The organism is Lewinella sp. 4G2 (assembly GCF_001625015.1).
Taxonomy (GTDB): Bacteria; Bacteroidota; Bacteroidia; order Chitinophagales; family Saprospiraceae; genus Neolewinella.
The window spans coordinates 3430300-3450974 of sequence record NZ_LVWJ02000014.1 but is presented as its reverse complement, the minus strand read 5'-3'; the positions used below and the strand labels follow the sequence as shown (position 1 = coordinate 3450974).

Sequence of the window (20675 nt, the reverse complement as noted above, 5' to 3'; positions counted from 1 at the left end):
CTTTGTCGCAAATATAGACGCGGTGCGTCAAAAACGACCACATCATGCAACAAGCTATTTATTTTCTCTTCGCGATCGTTGCGGGTGTGATGCTCCCCATTCAGGCCGGCCTCAACACGGAGATTGGTCGCAAACTGGATAGCCCGATGTACGCCACGTTGGTGTCGTTTGCCGTGGGTTCCATTGGCCTAATTCTTTACCTCCTATTCACCCGTGAGGATTGGGGGGCCATCAAGGAAGCCGGCACCCTCCCCTGGTATTACTGGACGGGCGGCTTGCTCGGCGCCGTTTACGTCGCGGCCATCATTGTCCTTACGCCGCGGCTCGGCATTGCGCTTACGTTCGGCCTCACCGTCGCCGCCCAAATGGTCTTTGGCGTCATCATGGACCACTACGGCTGGCTGGGCGTCCGCGAGTCTCCCATCAACTGGATGCGGGTACTCGGCGTCTTTCTGATCGTTGCGGGAGTCGTCATTGTAAGGACGCAGCAAACCATTGTGGATTAGGGCGCTGCCGCGGGTGCAGAATGATTGGGGTTCGGATTTAACGTAGGGGTTTGGAACCAGGGCCTGAGAGTAGCTAGACGGAATCTCTTATGGTGCGTTGGTGCTTTGGTGCTTTGGATGGGCCACTTTGAATTTGGGGGCGGACGGGTAACTCCTTCCCCGGCGCTGGAATAAAGCGTACCTTTGCGCCATTTTTAAGCAAAGCCCCTCCGCCTCAACTGTTTAATGACTAAATGGTAGCTGGCAGGATTGGTCCATTCTCTCCGACCATGACTAAGTACCTTAACCTGTTCGACTTCTCTCAGGAAGTTGATTACCGCACGGAAATCCTTTCTGGTTTGACGGTAGCGCTGGCGCTGATTCCCGAAGCCGTCGCCTTCGCCTTGATTGCCGGCCTGGATCCATTGATTGGTCTCTACGCCGCTTTCGTGATGGGTCTCGTGACTGCCGTTCTGGGTGGCCGGCCAGGTATGATCTCCGGAGCAACCGGTGCCGTGGCGGTCGTTATCGCTCCACTGGTAACCACCCTGGTGGCCAGTGGAATGGATAATAGCCAGGCCGCGTATTACGTCTTTGCCGCCATCATCCTGGCGGGATTGCTGCAAGTCCTAGCGGGAGTGCTGAGGTTGGGTAAACTGATGCGCCTCGTCCCCCACCCCGTCGTATTCGGCTTTGTAAATGGCTTGGCCATCATCATTTTCACCGCCCAGTTGGGCCAATTCAAGACCGACACCGGAGAGTGGGCCACTGGGATGCCACTCTTCATTTCCCTAGCTCTGGTCGGACTCGTGATGTTCATCATGTGGGGCTTGCCGAAGATCAGTAAAGCGGTCCCTTCCGGCCTCGTAGGTATTCTAGTCGTCTTCGCCATCGTGGTTGGCTTTGATATTGATACTAAGACGGTGGGCGACATCGCCTCCATCGAAGGAGGATTCCCAATGCCGGCCGTTCCCGAGATTGCCTGGAGCTTCGATACCCTCAAAATGCTCATGCCCTACGCCCTCGTCGTCGCCTTGGTCGGTTTGATTGAGAGTTTGCTCACCCTCAACATCGTGGATGAGATCACTGAAACCCGCGGTCGGGGCAACAAGGAAGCCGTCGCTCAGGGGCTCGGCAACATCCTCAGCGGCTTCACTGGCGGTATGGGTGGTTGCGCGATGATCGGCCAGTCGCTGATCAATATTAGCTCCGGTGCTCGAGCCCGGCTTTCCGGCATTTTCGCCGCCATCATGCTCCTCATCTTCATCATGTTCGGGGCCAGCCTGATTGAACGTCTACCCATGGCTGCACTGACTGGGATCATGATCATGGTGGCCATTGGCACCTTCGAGTGGGCCAGCCTGAAGACGTTTGGTAAAATGCCTAAATGGGACCTGTTTGTAATGGTTCTAGTCACGGTCATCACCATCGTTATTCATAACCTGGCGTACGCCGTGATTGCTGGCGTAGTGGTCGCGTCCCTGGTGTTTGCCTACGAAAATGCGAAGATGATCCGCGCCCGCAAGCGCATCGAAGCGGATGGCTCAAAAGTCTACGAGATCTACGGCCCCCTCTTCTTCGGCTCCGTACAAACCTTCAATACCAAATTCGACGTCCTCGGTGACCCCGACAATATCGTGATCGACTTCATGGAAAGCCGCGTCGTGGACATGTCCGCCATCGAAGCCCTCAACCGTCTGACGGAGCGTTACGAAAAGGTGGGAAAGCACGTAACCATCAAACACCTCAGCCCGGACTCCCGCCGGCTCCTGAACAACGCAGAAGACCTGATTGACATCAACGTCACGGAGGATCCGACTTATAAGGTGATGACGGACTTTGAATAGTCTGTAGTCTACAGTCTGTATTCTAGAGTCGGGAGACTACAGACTATAGACTACAGACTAATTACTACCTCAAAAGGATCACACTCCCCTGCCGCACCACCGCCCGTCCATCCACCAACGTAGCCTCAAGCTTCCACACCAGTGTTTGTGGCTGAATATTACGTCCGCTGACGGTGCCATCCCATCCCCATTCTCGCGAGGTGGCAACCGGGTCGTACTGGCTGTCGTATAGCCTTGCCCCCCAGCGGTTGTAGATGGTGAAACGGTCAATGCTTTGAACCTGGCCGCCGGTGAAGGGGCGGAATAGATCGTTCGTCCCGTCCGCATTCGGGCTGAAGGCGGTGGGAACGTAGATATCTGCTAAGTCTTCAACCTCCACGAACACGGCGTCGCGCAGGCGGCAGCCTTCGGGGCTTTCCAACTCCAGGACGAAACGGGTGGCTTCGAAGGGGCGGACCCAAATGGGCTCCATTCCAATTGACGGTAAGACTGTACCTTCCGTTGACCATATTGCCGTGAAATCCGCCATGGTAGTGGTGTAATTAAGTTGCAGGCTATCCCCCAAACTAATGAGCGTATCCTGACGGAATTCCAACGTTGCAGCGTCTGGCCTGAGGAGGGAAAAATTCGCGTCCGTAGTACACCCGTCGCTACCCTGGGCCGTCAGTTGGTAGTCGCCGAGGGGGAGGTCTTCGTAGAATAAGCGGTCCGTCAGCAAACCTCCGTTGATGCGATAACGGAAAGGTCCGTTGCCACCGCTTACCCCAGTGATGAGTAGTTCCCCGTCGTCATCCTCCGGGCATTCCGGTTGGGTAAGTTCGAAAAGAAAGGAATCAATCGGCGTAGCTACCCGCTCCACTTCAACGGTCTCTCCGCGCTGGCAACCATTAACGATGTCAGTAATGGTCAGCCGGTGCGTGCCTGGTTCGGTGGATCGATACCGGTACGGATCAGGGAGCAGCCCACCGTCCCCTTCGGGAGCAGTCCAGGTTAAGATGAAACGTTCCCCCTGGCTGCTGCCACGCGCATCCAATATGGTCACCTGCCGCTCACAATTCAGGGGTTCAGGCTCCGCAAATTGTAACCTGGGCTGGACGCGATCGGAGATGAGGGGAACTACGATCGTATCGGCACACCCATTTCTTAGTAGCCTACTGACTAATTGGTACTGACCAGCAACCGTCAACGCTATACTTCGTCCTACGCCCAGTAGGCTATCGGTAGCATTCAGCCAGCTATACGCTTGGGTAAAATCCGCATCCGCCACGCGGACAACTGCAGTATCCCGAAGGCAATTGAGGACGGGAATTGGCTCCGTCGCAAATACTGGCGGAGTAAGGTCCTCGGTAATTTCTAACGCTGAAGTATCCAGGCATCCATTTTCAACGTCCGTTACCCGAAGTTGAACCGAACCCCCACCAGTAAAAGCCTGGGTAGGCGCTTCACCAAGTTGGCCGTCGTTCAGGAACCACCTTCGTGTCACGGGCCGGCCTGCACTTTCAAGAGTGGACCGAAGTACTAGTTGCGGCTGGTTACAGGTGAGTGTCAGCCCGTCCGGTGCAAGGATGGAACTTGTTGGTGATACGGTGTCAGCGGCGATGGTAACGAGATCCGCCCCCGAGCAGCCGTTGGAGGGGTCGGTAATATTTAGTTGGTACGTTCCCGGTCGGCTGACCGTCGGATCAAGCACCGGGGGCAATCCTAATAGTTCTCCATCCACCGTAGTCCAATGGATAATTCCCTGGTCAGAGATTGATCCGAATGACCCATTTAGTGGCACCTGCGGCAGCGCACAGGTGACGGTATCCGGAAGCCCAGCATCAACGATTGGAGCACGCTCATCGCGGATGATGTCGACGCTATCGACGTCCGAACACTGGTTGCGGGTGTTGAAGGCCGTCAGAAAATACCGATCCGGCTGAAAGATGGTTGGCCCTAGTGTATTGGCTTCATCGATCGCAAACCCTACCCTGGAAGTCCAGGTATACGCTACGGAGGACGCTCCGTTTTCAAGAATGCGACCATCGAGTGCAAGGCTATTCAGATCACACTGGAAGGTATCGGGGAGTCCTGCATCCACAACGGGTTCCAGCAAATCGGCGGACACGTTTACCTCAAACTCATTGGTGCAGCCCGACCTGGTATTGACCAACTGGAACCGAAACAAGCCCGGACCGCTAACGGCAATGGTACCCGGAGCAATTTCCGGAACTGGATTGCCAACTCCTTCGATGATCTCTTCCCAACCATACTCTACGGCTGGAACGCCGATGACTCCGCCGATCAGTTCAACGGCACGGGCGGAACAGTTGAGCGTGGTGTCCAGGAGGGGAACGATTGCCGGCAGTGCTTCGTCCCGGGCCACTTCGGTGGAGGACGTTGCCGAGCAACCATTCACCGTATCCCGGACCGTTAGTTCGTAGGTCCCTTCACACCTGACGATTGGGTTAAGTGTTGCGCCACCGTCAATACAGGCAGGAGCGATTTCGCTGGTCCAGGCATAGGTCAGCCGGCGGCCGAAATCGCTGTCGGTGCCATCCAGTACCCGCCGTTTGGCGTCGCAATTAATGGTACGCATCGGCCCCGCCACCGAGCGCGGGGTAAGGGTGTCAATGCCGACGGTAACCGTATCCGTAGTACTACACAGGCTGAACCGATCCACGACCTGGACGGTGTAAGTGCCGGGCGTTGAGGTGGCTAACAATTGATTATTTCCGTTGGGAATTGATGTCCCAAATAGCGACCAATTGTATTCAAAATCTCTTCCTGCGTAGCTGGTGTCCCGCCCGAGCAACACCTCCATTTCCCGGCAAGTAATTATCCGGTCGTCTCCCGCGGACGAGCTCGGCAAACTGCGGGCATCCATTACGTTTACCGCCACACTGTTGGTGAGGCCAAACTCGTTGGTAGCAACGATTTCGTAGGTGCCAACCCGGCTTACGGACAACGTACTATCTCGCTCCGTTCGCAAGCGAACGCCATTGCGCGACCACCGAAATGTACAGTCCGCACAGCCGTCACGGAAGGTAGGCCGCAGGACCAATCCACCGGGCGCACAGGTCAACACCGTATCCGACAACGCGGGAAACGGCGGGCAGGGAAGTTGAGGAATGGCTACCTCCGCCGTAGCCGAACAGCCATTATTCACCCGGGTGACGGTGGCTAAAAAGGTCCCGGCAGACCCAATCGTGAGGGAGTCGAGGTCAGTTGGCCCGATGAGGTTTGGTCCGGACCATTCGTAAGTGAATTCATCCCCCCGCGTGGCGATTACGCGGACCACTGAGCTCGTACCGTCACAGGGGAAGCCGTCGCTGGAGGCCGTGGCCTGCGGTGTCTCCCGATCGTCAATAATGACGACATTGTCGAGTCGGGAGCAACCCGTTTCGGTCTGGGTAACTTCCAGCAGATAAGTACCAGGGACGGTCACATCGACTCGCTGACCGAAGCCAATCGTGTCGGCGTTGGTATCCGTCCAGAGGTATTGCAGCAGCAGCCCCTGGCTACTTCCCGTCCCATCCAGGGTGATGCGTGGTCTGTAGCAGTCAATAGTATCACGTAATCCTGCATCGGCGATTGGTCGTTGCTGGTTGCGGATTACGTCCACGTAGGCGGTGTCGGATAATCCCGATATCGTATTTGTCACCACGAGCCCAAGGCGGCCTTCGGTAAAGACATTCAGTTGCCGGACACCAGGGACTTCTTGAGTGATCATATCCGCAGGAATCAGCCAGTCGATTATAGAATTCTCGCTTGCGGGTTGAGCGAACGTGGCGTCCGCAGTAACGAAGGGTCGATTACAAGTGATGCTATCCACCGGCAGAAGGAGGGCCAGTAACGGGCAGTCCGCGGTCACAAAAACGGAGGCCGTGTCGAGGCAGGAGCCATCGAAATTACCCAGGATCAATTGGTAGTTGCCCGGTACGTCTACCTCCGGGGCCAGGCCCGTCAGGTCGACCTCCCGGCCTTCCCGTAGCCACCGCACGGAGGCAGCCGGAGAGCTGTTACGGGCGTTGAGTTGCACGGTTCCCGTAGTACAATCCAGCAGGAGCGTATCGGGCAGAATGGCCACCACGCTATTGTCGGCCAGAAAAACTTCTACGGAGGCGGAGGTTTCGCAGCCATTGTCCAGGTTCAGCACGCGGTGGGTATAGATTCCCGGGCAAGCAACCCTCACGGAAGACTGATTTGCGTTCTCAGGGAGGCAGGGACCGGTCCAAGATCTAAGCGCAGTAAAGGGAGAGGAATTCCCATCATCCTCCAGTAAGACTTCTTCCACAAAACAGTCAAAGTCAATGGGTTGCGATAATTCAACGATCGGTTGGTTGAGGTCGGTTCGGACGCGGATGGTATCCTCGTTTGCGCAACCATTTCGGCTATTGGTAGCTGAAAACAGATAGATATCATCAGTCGCGGTGACCGGTAAAAATCGATCGGTGCTGACTGTAGCTAGCCCCTGGTCGACACTTCGCCAAGCGTATTCGATATCAACCCCAGTACTCGTATTCTGACCACCCAGGGTCGCTGCCGAGAGGAAGCAATTGAGTGTTAATTCGGGTGGCCCAGCGTCGGCGATGGGTGTGAGGGTATCGATGGGCACCGCAATTTGTCCACTATCCGCACAGCCATTTACGATGTCGGTGATGACCAGTTCGTAAAGTCCACCCTGCCGCACGGTGAGGCGCTGTTCCTGGCCGATGATCTCGGTTGAAGCGGCTTCCGTCCAAACGTAGTTTACTTCATGGCCGGCGGTGAAGTTGCCGCCGGAGAGTATTCGTTCCGGTTCAAAGCAAGTAATGGGCGCTGCCGCAGGTGCCAGGTTGAGTAGGACGGGTACGGTATCAACCGGTACGGTGAACGTCGTATCGTTCGAGCAACCGGACTCCCTGTTTTCTACGGACAAACGGTAAGTACCCCCGTGCTGAGTTGGGAGGACTGAACCAATGATTTCCATCCCCCCGTTGAGTGGCGTCCATCGATAGGAGAGTTGATCATTATCATCCTGGAGGGTATCCGCATTGAGGGTGATGGCGGGGTTTGCGCAAGTGATCACCTCATTTCCGAACACCGTAGCTCTTGGAACTTCGACGTCCTCGAGAATATCCACGAAAGTGTCCAAGGTACACCCCGTACTCGGGCTGGTAATCCGCAAGTTGTAACGCCCTGGCTGGTCGAAGAAAACTAGGGAACTATCCGCTCCGCTGTTGATCCCCATTCCACTGGGGCTTTGCCAACTGAACTGATCTCCCGGACGGATCGGCACGAGACTTACGTCCACCCCAATCACCGGATGGCGACAGGTGATGACGTTGCAGTTATCCCCAACCTCCGTACACGGCACCGGCGGCAGCGCCCCACCGGCAGGTGTTACGAAACCCAGGTCGGCCTCGAGGGGTTGGCGGGCTTCGGCAATCATCACCGTATCGGCTGCTTCGCAACGGATGCCCCGCGTAGCGACGGACAGACGGAAAACGTAAGCGCCTGGTTCCCGCACCGTAATGGCCAGTTCATTCGTAATTAATTGACCCGTGATATCGTACCATCCAAAATCTTCGGTGAATGCTAATTGACTTGGCCCGGCGTCCAACACCACGGAATCGGCACGGCAATCCAGCTGGGGGGTAAAGGGTTCGTACTGGATTGAAGGGGCAAGTGCGATCAAATCGAGCGTAACGGTGGAATCACACCCATCCGCCGCCGTGATGGTCCTGGTGAAGACGCCGGAGTTCGAGAATGCTTCGTCACCGATTGAAAAGACCTCCCCAGCACAAACTGCCGTCGCCACCGAACTACGGATGGGTGGATTGACGGTCAGGTTGAGGGTAACAATGCTATCGCAGCCAAACTGAGAGCTTAGGGTATCCTGAAAGCGACCACTCGTGTTGATGAACCGATCTCCCAGAGGGAAAAAGTCCTCCGCGCAGATGGTCGCATCGACGGTCTGGCGAAGCGTATCGACCACCCGCAGATCAAGTACGATGACACTGTCGCAGTCGAACTGTCCTCTGACCACATCACGGTAAAGTCCTGGTGCGGAGTAGTTGGAATTGCCGACGCTCGTGGAACCGCTACTACAGATTGTACGGAGCAGGAAGGTAGTGTCCGGCGGAGGTACAAGATTGACTACCTGGCACTCGGTAGCGAGGTTGCCACAGAGTATCGGAGCGCTACCCTCCAGATTGTTCCGCAGGCTCTCGGGCGAAAAAAAACCATCCAGTGGGAGCAGACCTAGTTCGCTACGGCGGTGACTCAGGCCACAGATCTCGTATCGCCCGGCGGGACTTCCGGCCAAATTGGGATCGGTCTGCAGATCAATCAAAGAGTCGTTACGAAACACTGCGTAGGTGTACCCGTATTCCAGGGCATTCGGCCGGGGCTGTCGGTAGCGGGGGCGCAGATTTAGCGGCAAGGTGCTAGGCTCGGCACAGGTTGAGATATCTTCCAAATCAGGAAATTCCCCGGCGTCGGCCAGGCAGCAGGGGCCATCGCTGTGGCGGTCATCGCAGAACTCGAGTTGAAGAAAGGTCATTATCCCCTGCTGCCCGTCCCGGCTGTTGTTGATGAGGAGTTCCCAGTCCCCGTTCAGGCTTCCTTCGTTGAAGGAGGTGAGACACTGGCGTGATGGGTAATAGGAACCAGTAAAAGTGCCAAAGGCGGGCCAATTGAATGGGTTCGCATTGTTCCAGCGCAGCGGCGCTCCGGGGTCCGGCGCGGCTGGGTCGCTACAACGTTGGAAGTCGATGAACCACCGGGCTAGGCTCGTGGGGGGCCGGGACTGATCCGTTTGCGGACCGACCAGCTGCACCGTATCTCCGGCTGGTGAAACTAGCGAAAGCGTCAACCCATAAACGTAGGTATGCTGGAAGTAGACCTTGACGTTACACAATGATTGGTTGGTAGCGGCCAAATTCCCGTTTAGGTAGCCGGAGATGGGCACGACGAGGCGGGTCTCCCCTAACTGCGCGATATCGATCGTATCCGTTACCCCACAACGCTGCGCCCGGCCGGTGCCGGCCAGGACGAATAAAGCGAGCATCACGATGTAAGTACGTACCATGGCGCAGCGGCGTGCGGGCTTAGGTAAAGATACGAAGTGGCCTGGCCTTGGTAAATTCGGTACCGGAGGGTGAACAATAGCGCCAATTTTTGGCTATGCTTGACATCGCTAATAACCTAAGACGCGCCACAGTATGAACGACGACCTAGAGCTGAACGAAGACATCATCATGGAAGCGCTGAACGATCAATCCCTGGAACTGGTCGACCCCACATTACCCCAATTAATGACAATTCTGCCCGTCGTTCAGCGGCCGATTTTTCCGGGTATGCCCCTCCCTCTAGGTTTTGGGGGGCGGCCCCTGCTCATCTCCCTCAAATTGGCAACGGAGCAACACGATGGCTACATCGGCATCGTACTCGCCGAAGAGGAGAATGAGGAAGATTATCGGGAATCTATCTACTACAACACCGGTGTCGTTTGCCAGGTGGTGAAAACCATTGAGACCGGACCGGGCAACGCACAGGTGATCGTCAACCCCATCAAACGCTTTCGCCGCGAACGGGTGGTACAAACGGAGCCCCAACTGCGGTGGCGGGTGACTTACGACAACCAACCAAAAACGAAGCCGGACCAGGAAATGAAAGCCTACATGCTGGCCATCAGTTCCGAAATTCAACAATTACTGGCACTCAACCCACTCTTTAAGGAGCAGGTGAACATGGTTGTTAGCCAACTCAACTACGATAATCCGGGCCAGACGATGGACATCGTGTCCAATCTCATCAGCGCCGACCGGGAGAAGCTGCAAACATTGCTGGACACCTGGGACATCGGCGAACGGGCAAAGCTATTGCTCGCCGTCATCAAAGAAGAACTTCAGGTTGCCAAGATCCAGCAACGGATCAACAAGCAGATCGAAGAAGGCGTCGCGACCCAGCAAAAGGAATACTTCCTGCGGGAACAGCTAAAAGCCATCCGCCGCGAACTTGGGGAAGAAAAAGAGGACGGCGAATCCATCACCGAAAGGATTTTGCAGCAACTGGGAGACAAGACCGTCCCCGCCGAAGCCCGCGAACAGTTCGACCGGGAGCTCAAGAAACTGAAGACGCTCAATACGCAGAGCCCGGAGTTCAACGTCACCCGTACCTATCTGGAAACCTTCGCCGGCTTACCCTGGGGCATCTTTTCACCGGACGCCACGTCCATCCCCGAAGCGAGGGAAATCCTGAACGAGGATCATTATGGGTTGGGGGATGTCAAAGACACCATTCTGGAGTTTTTGGCCACCATCCTGAAGCGTAGTAGCGTGGCGGGTTCCATCATCTGTATGGTAGGCCCTCCGGGTGTGGGTAAAACTTCGATTGGTCAATCCATCGCCCGATCGCTGGGTAGGAAATTCTACCGTTTCAGTGTCGGTGGGATGCGGGATGAGGCAGAGATCAAAGGTCACCGCCGCACTTACATCGGCGCCTTACCTGGTAAGCTTATTCAAGCCCTCAACCGGGCGGAAACGAGTAACCCGGTCATCATGCTCGATGAGATCGATAAGATCAGTGCCGGCAGCCAGGGCGACCCCGCCTCCGCCCTCCTGGAAGTCCTCGACCCGGAACAGAACGAGACTTTCGTGGATCACTACCTGGACGTTCCCTACGACCTATCGAACGTGCTTTTCGTTTGTACGGCCAATCAGCTGGACACCATTCCCGGCCCTTTGCTGGACCGCATGGAAGTAATCCGCCTCAGTGGATACGTACTGGAAGAAAAGTTGGAGATCGCGAAGCGCTACCTCATCCCGAAACAACTCAAAGAGCACGGCTTCGCCAGTGACGAGGTGACCTTTGACGACGAAGCTCTCCACTTCCTGGTTGACCGCTACGCGCGCGAGGCCGGCGTTCGGAACCTGGAGAAACAATTGCGGAAGATCATTCGCAAATTGGTACTGCGGGAGGCGGAATCTGACGCTACCTCCTTCACCGTTACGGTGGACAGCGTGAAAGCAATGCTCGGTAAACCGCGGTTCCAAACCGAAAAGCTGTACAAGAAACCCAGCGCCGGCGTCGTGCTGGGCTTAGCCTACACCAGTATGGGAGGAGCCACCTTGTACATCGAGGCCCGCGGCATCCCACATGCCGGCGGCGGCTTCCGGCTGACCGGCCAACTGGGCGACGTGATGAAGGAAAGTGCTCAGATTGCGCTGAGCTACGTCAAATCCTTACTCAGCAAACAGGGGGAGGATTACTTCGATACCCATCAGGTCCACCTCCACGTCCCGGCTGGCGCAACGCCGAAAGATGGACCGAGTGCAGGCATCACAATTGCCCTCGCGCTGTACACCTTAGCAACCGATCAAGCGCCAATGGGCAACCTCGCCATGACGGGAGAGCTTACCCTCACCGGACGCGTACTGCCCATCGGTGGCGTCAAGGAAAAGACCATTGGCGCCCGCCGGGTCGGCATCAAAAACCTGATCTTCCCCGACGAAAACCTGCGAGACTGGGAAGATCTGGACGACTACATCAAGGAAGGAATCAGCGCTACTTTTGCCAGCAGATTCGAAGATGTGCTGGAGGTGGCCGTAAAAGGCTATATCCCAAGCTGATTTGTCTCACGACCCAATCTTACGACCGACTCAACGAACAACTGCATGAAATTTGGCGCCGCCGTTGACCTCAGCAAGGTAAACTTCGAATTCCCCATCGATCCGCTGGCCAATCGGGCGCGATTGGATCGGTTCGAGCTCGGCCCCACCGAAGGAAAGCCCCGGATCTACCTGGGCGCAACGGGTTGGTCCATGCGCGAATGGGTAGGAAAGTGGTACCCCAAGGGAACAAAGTCTGCGGAGTACTTACGGGAATACGGCAAGCAATTCAATACCATTGAGCTTAATACCACTCACTACCGAATCCCGGACGCGGACCTGGTCCGCCGCTGGGTAGAAGCCGTTCCCGCTGACTTTAGGTTTTGCCCCAAACTACCGCAACACATCAGCCACCGTACGGATTTTGGCCACCGGGAAGGCCACCTCACCAACTTCGTTGCGGCACTTGACGGGATGGGTGAAAAGATGGGTTGCGCCTTTGCTCAACTGCCCCCCTACTTTGATTACGCGCGCCTGGATCAGCTGAAAGTTTTGCTGAGCCGTTGGCCCCGGCTTCTACCCCTGGCCGTAGAGTTGCGCCACGAAAGTTGGTTCGCCGACCCGTTCGTCACGGAAGAGTTGATGGATACATTGGCCGCTCACGGCACCGCAGCGGTGATTACGGATGTCTCTGGCCGACGTGACGTCCTCCACAATTACGTAACGGCTCCGCGCGCAATGGTCCGCTTCGTTGGAAACGGTCTCGTGACCTCCGACTACGAACGGTTGAAGGTTTGGGGGGATAAGTTGCGGGAATGGAATTTACCCGAAACCTACTTCTTCCCCCACGAGCCGGAAAACGTGCTTGCGCCGGATGCCAGTGCCTGGTTTGCTGGGCATCTGCGGGAGATGGGCTTTGCGGAAGTGCGGGGGCCGGTGGATTTGAGTGGGTTGGGGCAGCAGTCGTTGTTCTAGTGAATATATTTCGCAGGAGCAGGAGAGGTTGGGGAGGCCTGCGGCGCTGGTTCCCGGCCTCTGGCCGGGATTGTTAGAACGTTTAATTGAAAATCGTAGCTTTTCAATAATTGTAAATTTTCCAGGCAAACTTGATTCTGAAAAGTGTTTTACAGAGTGATACAGTACGGTCATTACCTAAAATCCAGACCAGAGTCCGAAACCGTAGCGCCGCAGGCCTCTAAAACTCTCCAACCTCCCCTTCTCTTGCGAAATAGAAGTACTGTCTGGCAAACAGTGTAGTTATCAATATAAAAATCCGGACCAGAGGTCCGAAACCGTAGCGCCGCAGGCCTCTCCATCTCCCCATCCTCCCCTACTCCTGCGTGCACGAAGTACTGCGAAGCAAAACAGAACCACGCCAAGGCAAGAGAAAATACCCACTGCGGAGTCTCCAAAAGCAGTACCTTCCCCCTCCAAAACCTCCCGCCTCAAAATGTCCAAATTCCCCAGCATTCCCCGCGATATTTCCTGGTTATCCTTTAACCACCGTGTACTGCAGGAAGCCAAGGACCCCACCGTCCCCCTCTTCGAGCGGATCAAATTTTTGGCCATTTACAGTAGCAATTTGGATGAGTTCTTCCGCGTCCGGATGGCCAACCACCGCAATTTGGTCCGGGTAGGTAAGAAAACGAAAAAGGAACTCGACATCAGCCCCAAGGATACCGTCAAGAATATCCAACGGACGGTCAATCGGCAGCAGGCGGAGTTCAGTCGGATCTTTGAAAATAAGATCATCCCCAAGCTGCAGAAGAACGGGATTCGGCTCAAGCGACGGCTGGACATGAACGAGGAGGAAAGCAACTTTGTCGAAGACTACTTCCGCCAAAACATGCTGCCCTACGTACAGCCGGTATTGCTGAATAAGGACATGGTGCGCCCCTTCCTCAACAATGCCCAGCTGTACCTCTCCATTCTGATGCACGAAAAGGGCAGCAAGAAAGCGGCCTACGCCATCGTCAAGATCCCCAGCGATCACCTGCCGCGCTTCATTGAACTGCCCGAAACGGACGGTTTCCGCAACCTCATCATGCTGGACGACATCGTACGCCACTCCGTCAGTATGATGTTCCCTGGCTACAACATTGACGATACCTACAGCATCAAGTTGACGCGAGACGCGGAGTTGTACATCGACGATGAGTTCAGTGGAGACCTACTTGAGAAAATTAAGACCAGCCTCAAACGCCGTCACGTCGGCCCCGCCAGCCGCTTCGTCTACGACCGGACGATGGCGCCCAAACTGCTGGATTACCTGACCCACAGTTTCCAGTTAGAGCGCTACGATATCCTGGCCGAGGGGCGCTACCATAATAATTTCGACTTTTTTGGCTTCCCCGATTTTGGCCTCACTAAGCTGAAGAATCCTGCGCAACCGCCCCTGCCCTATCCACCATTGGAGGATACTAGCGACTACTGGGGTGCCATTCAGGAGCGCGATCATTTACTGCACGTACCTTACCAGAGTTATGAGAGCGTCGTTCGGTTTTTCGAGACCGCTGCGGATGACCCTGACGTTACCCACATCAAGATCGTGCAGTACCGGGTAGCCCGGAAGAGCCGGATCATGAAGGCGCTCATGCGCGCAGTTAAGGCCGGTAAGCAAGTCAGCGTTTTCATTGAAGTGAAGGCGCGATTCGACGAAGAGGCTAACCTTCGGTGGGGGGAAAAATTGGAGGCTGCGGGCGTCCACGTCAACTACAGTTTTCCCGGTGTGAAGGTCCACTCCAAGTTGGCGCTCGTCCGGCGCTTTACGGAAGGGAAGGAAAGCATTTACTGCTACTTAGCCACGGGTAACTTCCACGAAGACACGGCCAAGGTCTATTCCGACTTCGGCATCTTCACGGCGGACAAGCGCCTGACCACCGAAGTCTCCCGCATCTTCAGCTACCTCGAAAATGTACAGGATCCGGACCTTCCCTTCGAGCAATTGTTGGTCGGTCAATTCAATCTGCGGGATGGCTTGGAGGAACTCATCGCTTACGAGGTGGCCGAAGCCAAGGCCGGCCGGAAAGGCTACATGATGTTGAAAATGAACAGCCTGCAGGATCCCCGCATGATCGATCTACTCTACAAGGCGGGACGAGCGGGGGTCGAAATTGACCTCATCATCCGCGGGATCTGTTGTCTCGTTCCCGGCATGCCTGGCATCAGCGAAAACATCCGCGCCATCAGCATTGTCGATCGTTACTTAGAGCACGCGCGGGTATTCCATTTTCACCACAGTGGTGAGGACAAACTCTACATGTCCTCCGCCGATTTTATGACCCGCAACCTGAGTTACCGGATCGAAACGACCTTCCCGGTACTGGACCCAGCCATCAAAACGCGGATACTCGAATTTATGCAGGTTCAACTCCAGGACAACGTCAAAGCCAGGCTGCTAAATGACCAGAACGCGAACAAATATTACCGTGGCGGCAGTGACCTCCGCATTCGTGCGCAGGAGGAAACCTACCACATGATCAAGCGCGAACTGGTCGCCATGCAGGAGGAGACATCCTTGTAATCACGCCTCCGAATTTCGCTGCTGTTGCCTGAATGTCATTGCTTCCGGCAGGGCGGCGAGAGTAAGGCCACCCAGGAAGAGCAGTAAATTCCAGTACCAGGCCATTGGTTCTTCCCCAATCTTCAGGTAGCGCGTTTCCTCATCTACGAGAACACCATTTTCTTCCCAATGCGCGGGGTTAGTGATCGCGGGCGTTGCCACGAGACCTTTAAAATCCTTGGTTTGTACCAGTACTTCCCGAGCATTTTGCGCTGTCGCAGGTGCCGGGTAATCGGACCAAGCAATCAGGACCGGCGTAGCGGTTTCACCCCGAGCTACGGCCTCCGTTTGCTCCCCCGTCAGTAAGGGACGCTGGATGGTGGGCGCGGCCCAAAAGCCACCGGACTCCGTCGCAAGTTTAGCACTCCCTAAGTAGGCATTAGTGACGGCGATGTAATCCGCATCGCCTAGTCCGTCGTTGGCGAGCGTAGCCAGGTCCAGCGTTCGGAGGCTGTGGGTGCCAAAGCGGCTACTCACGAGGCCGTTGCAACCATTGATCATGAATACGATACCGGCGAAGAGGAGTAAATAGCGGAAGATTGCGCGCATGTCGCAAGTTAAGCTGGTCCCTTCATTATCTTGCCCTTCGAAGCTTAACCCTCTTTCATGCAGCGCAACTTGTACCTCGCCTTCTTTGCAATCCTTATGGCCTCTTCACTCTATGGTCAGCAGGAATCCGTATTCGATGACGACCCCATGCAACACTTACCGCTGGGGATGGAGAAATCGAAATACATCATCCGCGAACCTACGGGGCTGGCGGACGTCGACATGCGGGTAGAGCCGCCCAACTGGTGGGTTGGAATGGTCGACCCACGGGTGGAGGTGCTCATTTACGATGAGGGCGTCGCTAACTACACGGAAGCAAGCGTCGATCACCCCGGGGTGACGGTCGAATACGTCAAAAGACTGGAGAACCCCAATTATCTTTTTGTCGGTTTATACGTGGCTGCCGGTACTCAACCTGGCGCCTTCCCCATCCGCCTGGCATCCAGCGGCAGCGCCCTGGGTAATAAGGCAATGCGCGGCGAAAAACTGGTGGAGTACCGTCTGGCCCCTCACCCCAGAAATACCTGGGAGGGCCGCGAACCCTTGAGCTCTAAAGATCTGATCTACCTCATCATGCCGGACCGCTTCGCCAACGGAGATGAAAGTAATGACAAAGTGTACACTGCAACCGATACCCTTTTGAATCGGGATAAATTGCTCTTCCGCCACGGAGGCGACCTCCAGGGTGTAATTGACCGACTGGATTACCTGGAAGAACTTGGCGTGACGGCCCTCTGGCTGAATCCGGTGCTGGAAAATGACCAGCCCTACGCCAGCTACCACGGGTACGCCGTGAGTGATCACTACCAGATTGACCCACGGTTTGGGAACAATGAAAAGTACCGGGAGTTGGTGAAGGCTGCGCACAGCAGGGGGATCAAGATCGTGATGGACGTGATCTTCAACCACTGTGGTGACCAACACTACCAAATTAAAGACATCCCATCCAGCGATTGGATCCACCAGTGGCCGACCTATACCCAGAGCAACTTTCGGGCGACGACCATTTTTGACCCCCACGGCTCCGAGGCGGACAAGCGGAAGATGCTCGACGGTTGGTTCGATAACCACATGCCGGACCTCAACCAGGAGAATGAACACCTCGCGAACTACCTGATCAACAACAGTATCTGGTGGACACTCTATTCCGATCAGGATGCGTTTCGGATTGACACTTATACTTACCCGGACACAAAATTCATGGCTCGTTGGAACCAACGCTTGCTCGAGGAGGTGCCCCACGTCGGGCTATTTGGAGAGACTTGGGTGCCCCACATCGGCATCCAAAGTTGGTACGTAGGCGGAGAGAAGTTGCATCAGGACATCAATACCAACCTCCCCGGCGTTACGGATTTTCAAATTTATTACGCCCTCCACGAGGCGATGGCGAAAGACCCAACTTGGACGGATGGGGTGATGCGCCTCTACTATACGCTGGCGCAAGATCACCTCTACCCTAACCCGGAAAACAACGTCGTTTTTCTTGATAACCACGATATCAGCCGCCTTTACTCCACCTTTGGTAAGGACCTGAATAAAATGAAAAGCGCCATGTCTCTGCTGCTGACGATGCGCGGTATCCCCAGTATCTATTACGGGACAGAAGCCCTACTGGAAGGTTCCGGCGGCGCGTTCGGTGAAGCTGGCAGGCTGGATTTTCCGGGCGGATTCCCCGGTGACCCAACCAATTTATTTGAAGAGAGCGACCGGTCCGTCGACCAAAATGCCATCTACATACACATTAAAACCCTGGCGAACTACCGCAAAAACAGCGCGGCACTGACGATCGGGACACTCACCCAATTCGTACCACGTGATGGGGTCTACGTTTACTTCCGCCGCTCCGGCAGCGAGACGGTAATGACAATCTTTAATGGCAATTCGACCCCAAGGGTGCTGGATGATTGGACGCCATTTGCGGAGATCACGGGTGGATTCCGGACAGCAAAAGAGCTGTCGGGCGCAGGGGGCACGACAGCTCTTGAAGGATTTAATCTGGAATTGGCCGGTAAAGAGGCCAAGGTTTATATCCTGGGCCACTAACTAGGGAACTAACAGAGTGGGCCGCCGTCTCCGCTGCTATTGTACTTTAAATCGGTAGGTGATCTCACCACACTGACGGGCCGGTGCCGTTGGGTTGGGCTTAAACTTCCAGGTGGCCGCGTTGCGCTCAGCGGACCGAAGTAGCTGGGCATCGGTGGTTGTCGATCCCGTCAGTTGGCGTTCGGCGCTCACAACGTTTCCGTCGGGACCCACGCAAACACGGACGACTACGGTTCCCGTCTTCTGGGTGTTTTCCCTTACCCGGGGGCTGGAGAGGACCCCACGGCCGCCGAGGCCGCCGGATACCATGCCGTTGCCCGTAGAGATTCCTTCCAGTCGGTCGGCGTTGGGATCACCGTTCTCAACGCCCTGGTTGCCGGGAGTTCCGGTGGTGCCTCTGCCGCTTCCCGTTCCACCGAGGGCACCGGCCACGCGTGCGGCGGCGGCGTCTGCTTCCGCTTTTTTACGGGCGGCCTCTTCTGCCTCTGCCTGGCGTCGGGCAGCTTCCGCGGCTTCGGCTTTGCGGCGGCGTTCATCGGCTAATTCTTGCTGACGGCGCTGTTCGCGTAATTCGGCTTCCCGCTGCTGGCGTTCAGTCTCCTTTTGTTGGTTGATGCGCTGTTGCTCCTGACGCTGGCGTTCGGCTTCAGCTTTTTTGCGCGCTTCTTCCTTGGCTTTCTGCTTACGAATGGCGATCTCCTGTGGCGTTTCCGTGACGACAACCTCGCGCTGTACGGGAACGGGCTCCGGTTCAGCAGCCGTTGGGGGTGGCGGTGGTGGAGGGGTAGCTGGCGTCGGTTCTACTTCTTCGCGCGGAGGAGTTGGCTCAGCAGCAGCCGGTGGTGGAGCATTGTTGTCGCCCTGGCCCACGTCGATCATCCCCAGATTCACCAGGATGCCTGGCTGGCCCGGTTTGGGGAGCGTAGTAAAGAAGATGGGAATGATCAGAAGCAAAAGAAATAGGATCAGCCCGATGATGGCACCGACCTTACCCTGACGATCTCCTCTAATTTCTGCTGCAGTTAGCTCTTGCATAGTGCGAGTGGTTTCAGTAGCCTCCGTTTTGATAGGCTCGGGTGACTGTACGAGTTTATTCAGTCTTTCGTACGGCACTTGGATGTAAAACTACGTGAGAATGCACATTAGTGTGGAAAGAAAATAGAAATAGGGCTTAGAAGGAGGTTTGATGTATAATTTGGACGTCACCCAAATCTGAAATGCATCACTGCCCTACCTTTTTAAAGCTCATCTCACAGTAATAATATCATATTCGGTCATGGTGCTCCTTTGGCCACCAAATACAACAGATAGATCAACACAAACTGCACGACCAAGCGGACGGTAGCAATCGTATGGCTTCCAATTACTGGTCTTTCCTTAAGCAAATCCAACACGTGAAGCGGAAGGAATATGAGCATCAGCGCAAGGGCTAGCCATGCAGACCAACGGAGGGTACCCGGAAAGAAAAGCCCCAACCCGATCCCAATCTCCGCCAGTCCAGCGGCGTAATTAGCGGTCAGTTTCGGAAACCAATTGGGCATGAAGGCATCGTAAAAGGCTGGATTGATAAAATGGTAGGCCCCAGCTAGAACCAGGATAACACCGAAAGCATAGGTGAAGAGAGTGAGCATTGGCTAAAGGTACTACCATTGCACCCCCAGGCGGAGTTCCATCCGTGAGCGGAGGGATTGCGTCGAAAGTTGCTCGGTCTGGTCCTTACCCGGGACGTAATGGCCGATCAAAGCCGCGAACTTTTTGCTGCCATGCCAACCGACCGAAAGTGAACTACGGGTTTGTAAGCCCACCGAAAGCCGGTCGGTACTGGGGACGCTGCTACCAAACCGGTCGATGCGAGTAGAGCGCAATTCCGGCCCCAGGAATACTACGGGCGTGATGAAGTACCGCTCCTTGAAAATATAATTGTACACGTAACCGCCACCGACGCTCAGGCGAATTTGATTGTATCCCGTTAGTAATTCAACATCATCATTTGCTGGTCGGAGGTTGAGCCCATCCGCGCGGAGTTGATTGTAAATTGCCGTCCCACCCAGAAGCCAGCCGCCACGAGATTTCAATTGTCGTTCGCGCTGGTTGAAGCTGGACCGCATACTCACCCGCCGCTTACCCATGATGTGGTAGCCATGGAGGAAGGCGGTGAACAACTTCACGTCCGGCCGAAATACACTTTCGTTTTCGGGGCCAGTTAGGCGAAACCCTTCGGTAATTTGGAAGCGGGTCTGCACAAATCCATAGCGTCGAAAGAGGCGCAGCCCCAGCCCGAAGTTTTTGGTCGGCTCATCTTCTGGGGCCGTTCCCAAGTCACTGATCGCATAAGAGAAGGTGTAGCTGGCAAATCCGTACCGACCGCCCAGCCGGAGGGCCAGGTTACGGTTATCCAACTGAAAGGTTTCCCCTTGCGCCGTGGTGAATTCGGCGAAGTCGTTGATGACTCTTAGGCCACCATTGATTCGATAGCGGAACGGTAGATCCTCCACGTAGATCGAATCCCAACGTTGGGCACCCATTTGCGCAACGCTAATCATCAACCAACATAGTACAATTAACCGGAGCATAGGTAACAATGGATAATCCGTCGAACCAAACGTAGCCGGAG

The 20675-nt window shown here is 55.5% G+C and carries 11 protein-coding genes; 6 read left to right on the top strand and 5 right to left on the bottom strand.

Annotated elements, in window-relative coordinates; genetic code table 11:
* The first annotated feature begins 44 nt into the window (after positions 1-44).
* Together A3850_RS14320 and A3850_RS14315 are read left to right on the top strand one after the other, a co-directional pair.
* Entirely contained in the window at positions 45-506 is a 462-nt protein-coding gene (locus A3850_RS14320) for a DMT family transporter (protein ID WP_068217833.1), read from the top strand.
* A 269-nt stretch (positions 507-775) separates the two neighbouring features.
* Positions 776-2332: a SulP family inorganic anion transporter gene (locus A3850_RS14315; RefSeq protein WP_068217829.1), complete on the top strand. Its 1557-nt coding sequence runs from the start codon at positions 776-778 to the stop codon at positions 2330-2332.
* Positions 2333-2396: 64 nt separating this feature from the next.
* Here A3850_RS14315 and A3850_RS14310 read toward each other — a convergent pair whose 3' ends face one another.
* Complete coding sequence (locus tag A3850_RS14310; RefSeq protein WP_197494062.1) at positions 2397-9365, bottom strand: gliding motility-associated C-terminal domain-containing protein; 6969 nt, start codon at positions 9363-9365, stop codon at positions 2397-2399.
* A 154-nt stretch (positions 9366-9519) separates the two neighbouring features.
* On the opposite strand from A3850_RS14310, the gene lon reads away from it, so the two are divergent.
* The 3 genes from lon to ppk1 all read left to right on the top strand — a co-directional run bounded on the left by lon (position 9520) and on the right by ppk1 (position 15430).
* The gene (lon, locus tag A3850_RS14305) at positions 9520-11928 is read left to right on the top strand and encodes an endopeptidase La (protein ID WP_076639958.1); all 2409 of its coding nucleotides are present in this window, start codon (positions 9520-9522) and stop codon (positions 11926-11928) included.
* Between the two features lie 45 nt (positions 11929-11973).
* Positions 11974-12882, top strand: coding sequence for a DUF72 domain-containing protein (locus A3850_RS14300; RefSeq protein ID WP_068217825.1), 909 nt, complete (start codon positions 11974-11976; stop codon positions 12880-12882).
* Positions 12883-13357: 475 nt separating this feature from the next.
* Positions 13358-15430: a polyphosphate kinase 1 gene (ppk1, locus tag A3850_RS14295; RefSeq protein ID WP_068217823.1), complete on the top strand. Its 2073-nt coding sequence runs from the start codon at positions 13358-13360 to the stop codon at positions 15428-15430.
* Here ppk1 and A3850_RS14290 read toward each other — a convergent pair whose 3' ends face one another.
* Positions 15431-16018: a hypothetical protein gene (locus A3850_RS14290; protein ID WP_068217821.1), complete on the bottom strand. Its 588-nt coding sequence runs from the start codon at positions 16016-16018 to the stop codon at positions 15431-15433.
* 57 nt (positions 16019-16075) lie between these two features.
* On the opposite strand from A3850_RS14290, the gene A3850_RS14285 reads away from it, so the two are divergent.
* Positions 16076-18061, top strand: a complete 1986-nt coding sequence (locus A3850_RS14285; protein ID WP_068217819.1) for a glycoside hydrolase family 13 protein — start codon at positions 16076-16078, stop codon at positions 18059-18061.
* Between the two features lie 36 nt (positions 18062-18097).
* Here A3850_RS14285 and A3850_RS14280 read toward each other — a convergent pair whose 3' ends face one another.
* The 3 genes from A3850_RS14280 to A3850_RS14270 form a co-directional block, all read right to left on the bottom strand.
* A complete protein-coding gene (locus A3850_RS14280) occupies positions 18098-19096 on the bottom strand; it encodes a hypothetical protein (RefSeq protein ID WP_157501225.1) in 999 nt (332 codons plus the stop codon).
* A 239-nt stretch (positions 19097-19335) separates the two neighbouring features.
* The gene (locus A3850_RS14275) at positions 19336-19692 is read right to left on the bottom strand and encodes a MauE/DoxX family redox-associated membrane protein (RefSeq protein WP_068217814.1); all 357 of its coding nucleotides are present in this window, start codon (positions 19690-19692) and stop codon (positions 19336-19338) included.
* A 12-nt stretch (positions 19693-19704) separates the two neighbouring features.
* Positions 19705-20604: a DUF4421 family protein gene (locus A3850_RS14270; RefSeq protein ID WP_068217812.1), complete on the bottom strand. Its 900-nt coding sequence runs from the start codon at positions 20602-20604 to the stop codon at positions 19705-19707.
* Positions 20605-20675: the final 71 nt, after the last annotated feature.

Bases quoted from the DNA above. Each gene is read 5' to 3' on its own strand.
- A3850_RS14320 (WP_068217833.1), top strand. From the start codon at position 45: ATGCAACAAGCTATTTATTTTCTCTTCGCGATCGTTGCGGGTGTGATG.
- A3850_RS14315 (WP_068217829.1), top strand. From the start codon at position 776: ATGACTAAGTACCTTAACCTGTTCGACTTCTCTCAGGAAGTTGATTAC.
- A3850_RS14310 (WP_197494062.1), bottom strand. From the start codon at position 9,365: ATGCTCGCTTTATTCGTCCTGGCCGGCACCGGCCGGGCGCAGCGTTGT.
- lon (WP_076639958.1), top strand. From the start codon at position 9,520: ATGAACGACGACCTAGAGCTGAACGAAGACATCATCATGGAAGCGCTG.
- A3850_RS14300 (WP_068217825.1), top strand. From the start codon at position 11,974: ATGAAATTTGGCGCCGCCGTTGACCTCAGCAAGGTAAACTTCGAATTC.
- ppk1 (WP_068217823.1), top strand. From the start codon at position 13,358: ATGTCCAAATTCCCCAGCATTCCCCGCGATATTTCCTGGTTATCCTTT.
- A3850_RS14290 (WP_068217821.1), bottom strand. From the start codon at position 16,018: ATGCGCGCAATCTTCCGCTATTTACTCCTCTTCGCCGGTATCGTATTC.
- A3850_RS14285 (WP_068217819.1), top strand. From the start codon at position 16,076: ATGCAGCGCAACTTGTACCTCGCCTTCTTTGCAATCCTTATGGCCTCT.
- A3850_RS14280 (WP_157501225.1), bottom strand. From the start codon at position 19,096: ATGCAAGAGCTAACTGCAGCAGAAATTAGAGGAGATCGTCAGGGTAAG.
- A3850_RS14275 (WP_068217814.1), bottom strand. From the start codon at position 19,692: ATGCTCACTCTCTTCACCTATGCTTTCGGTGTTATCCTGGTTCTAGCT.
- A3850_RS14270 (WP_068217812.1), bottom strand. From the start codon at position 20,604: ATGATTAGCGTTGCGCAAATGGGTGCCCAACGTTGGGATTCGATCTAC.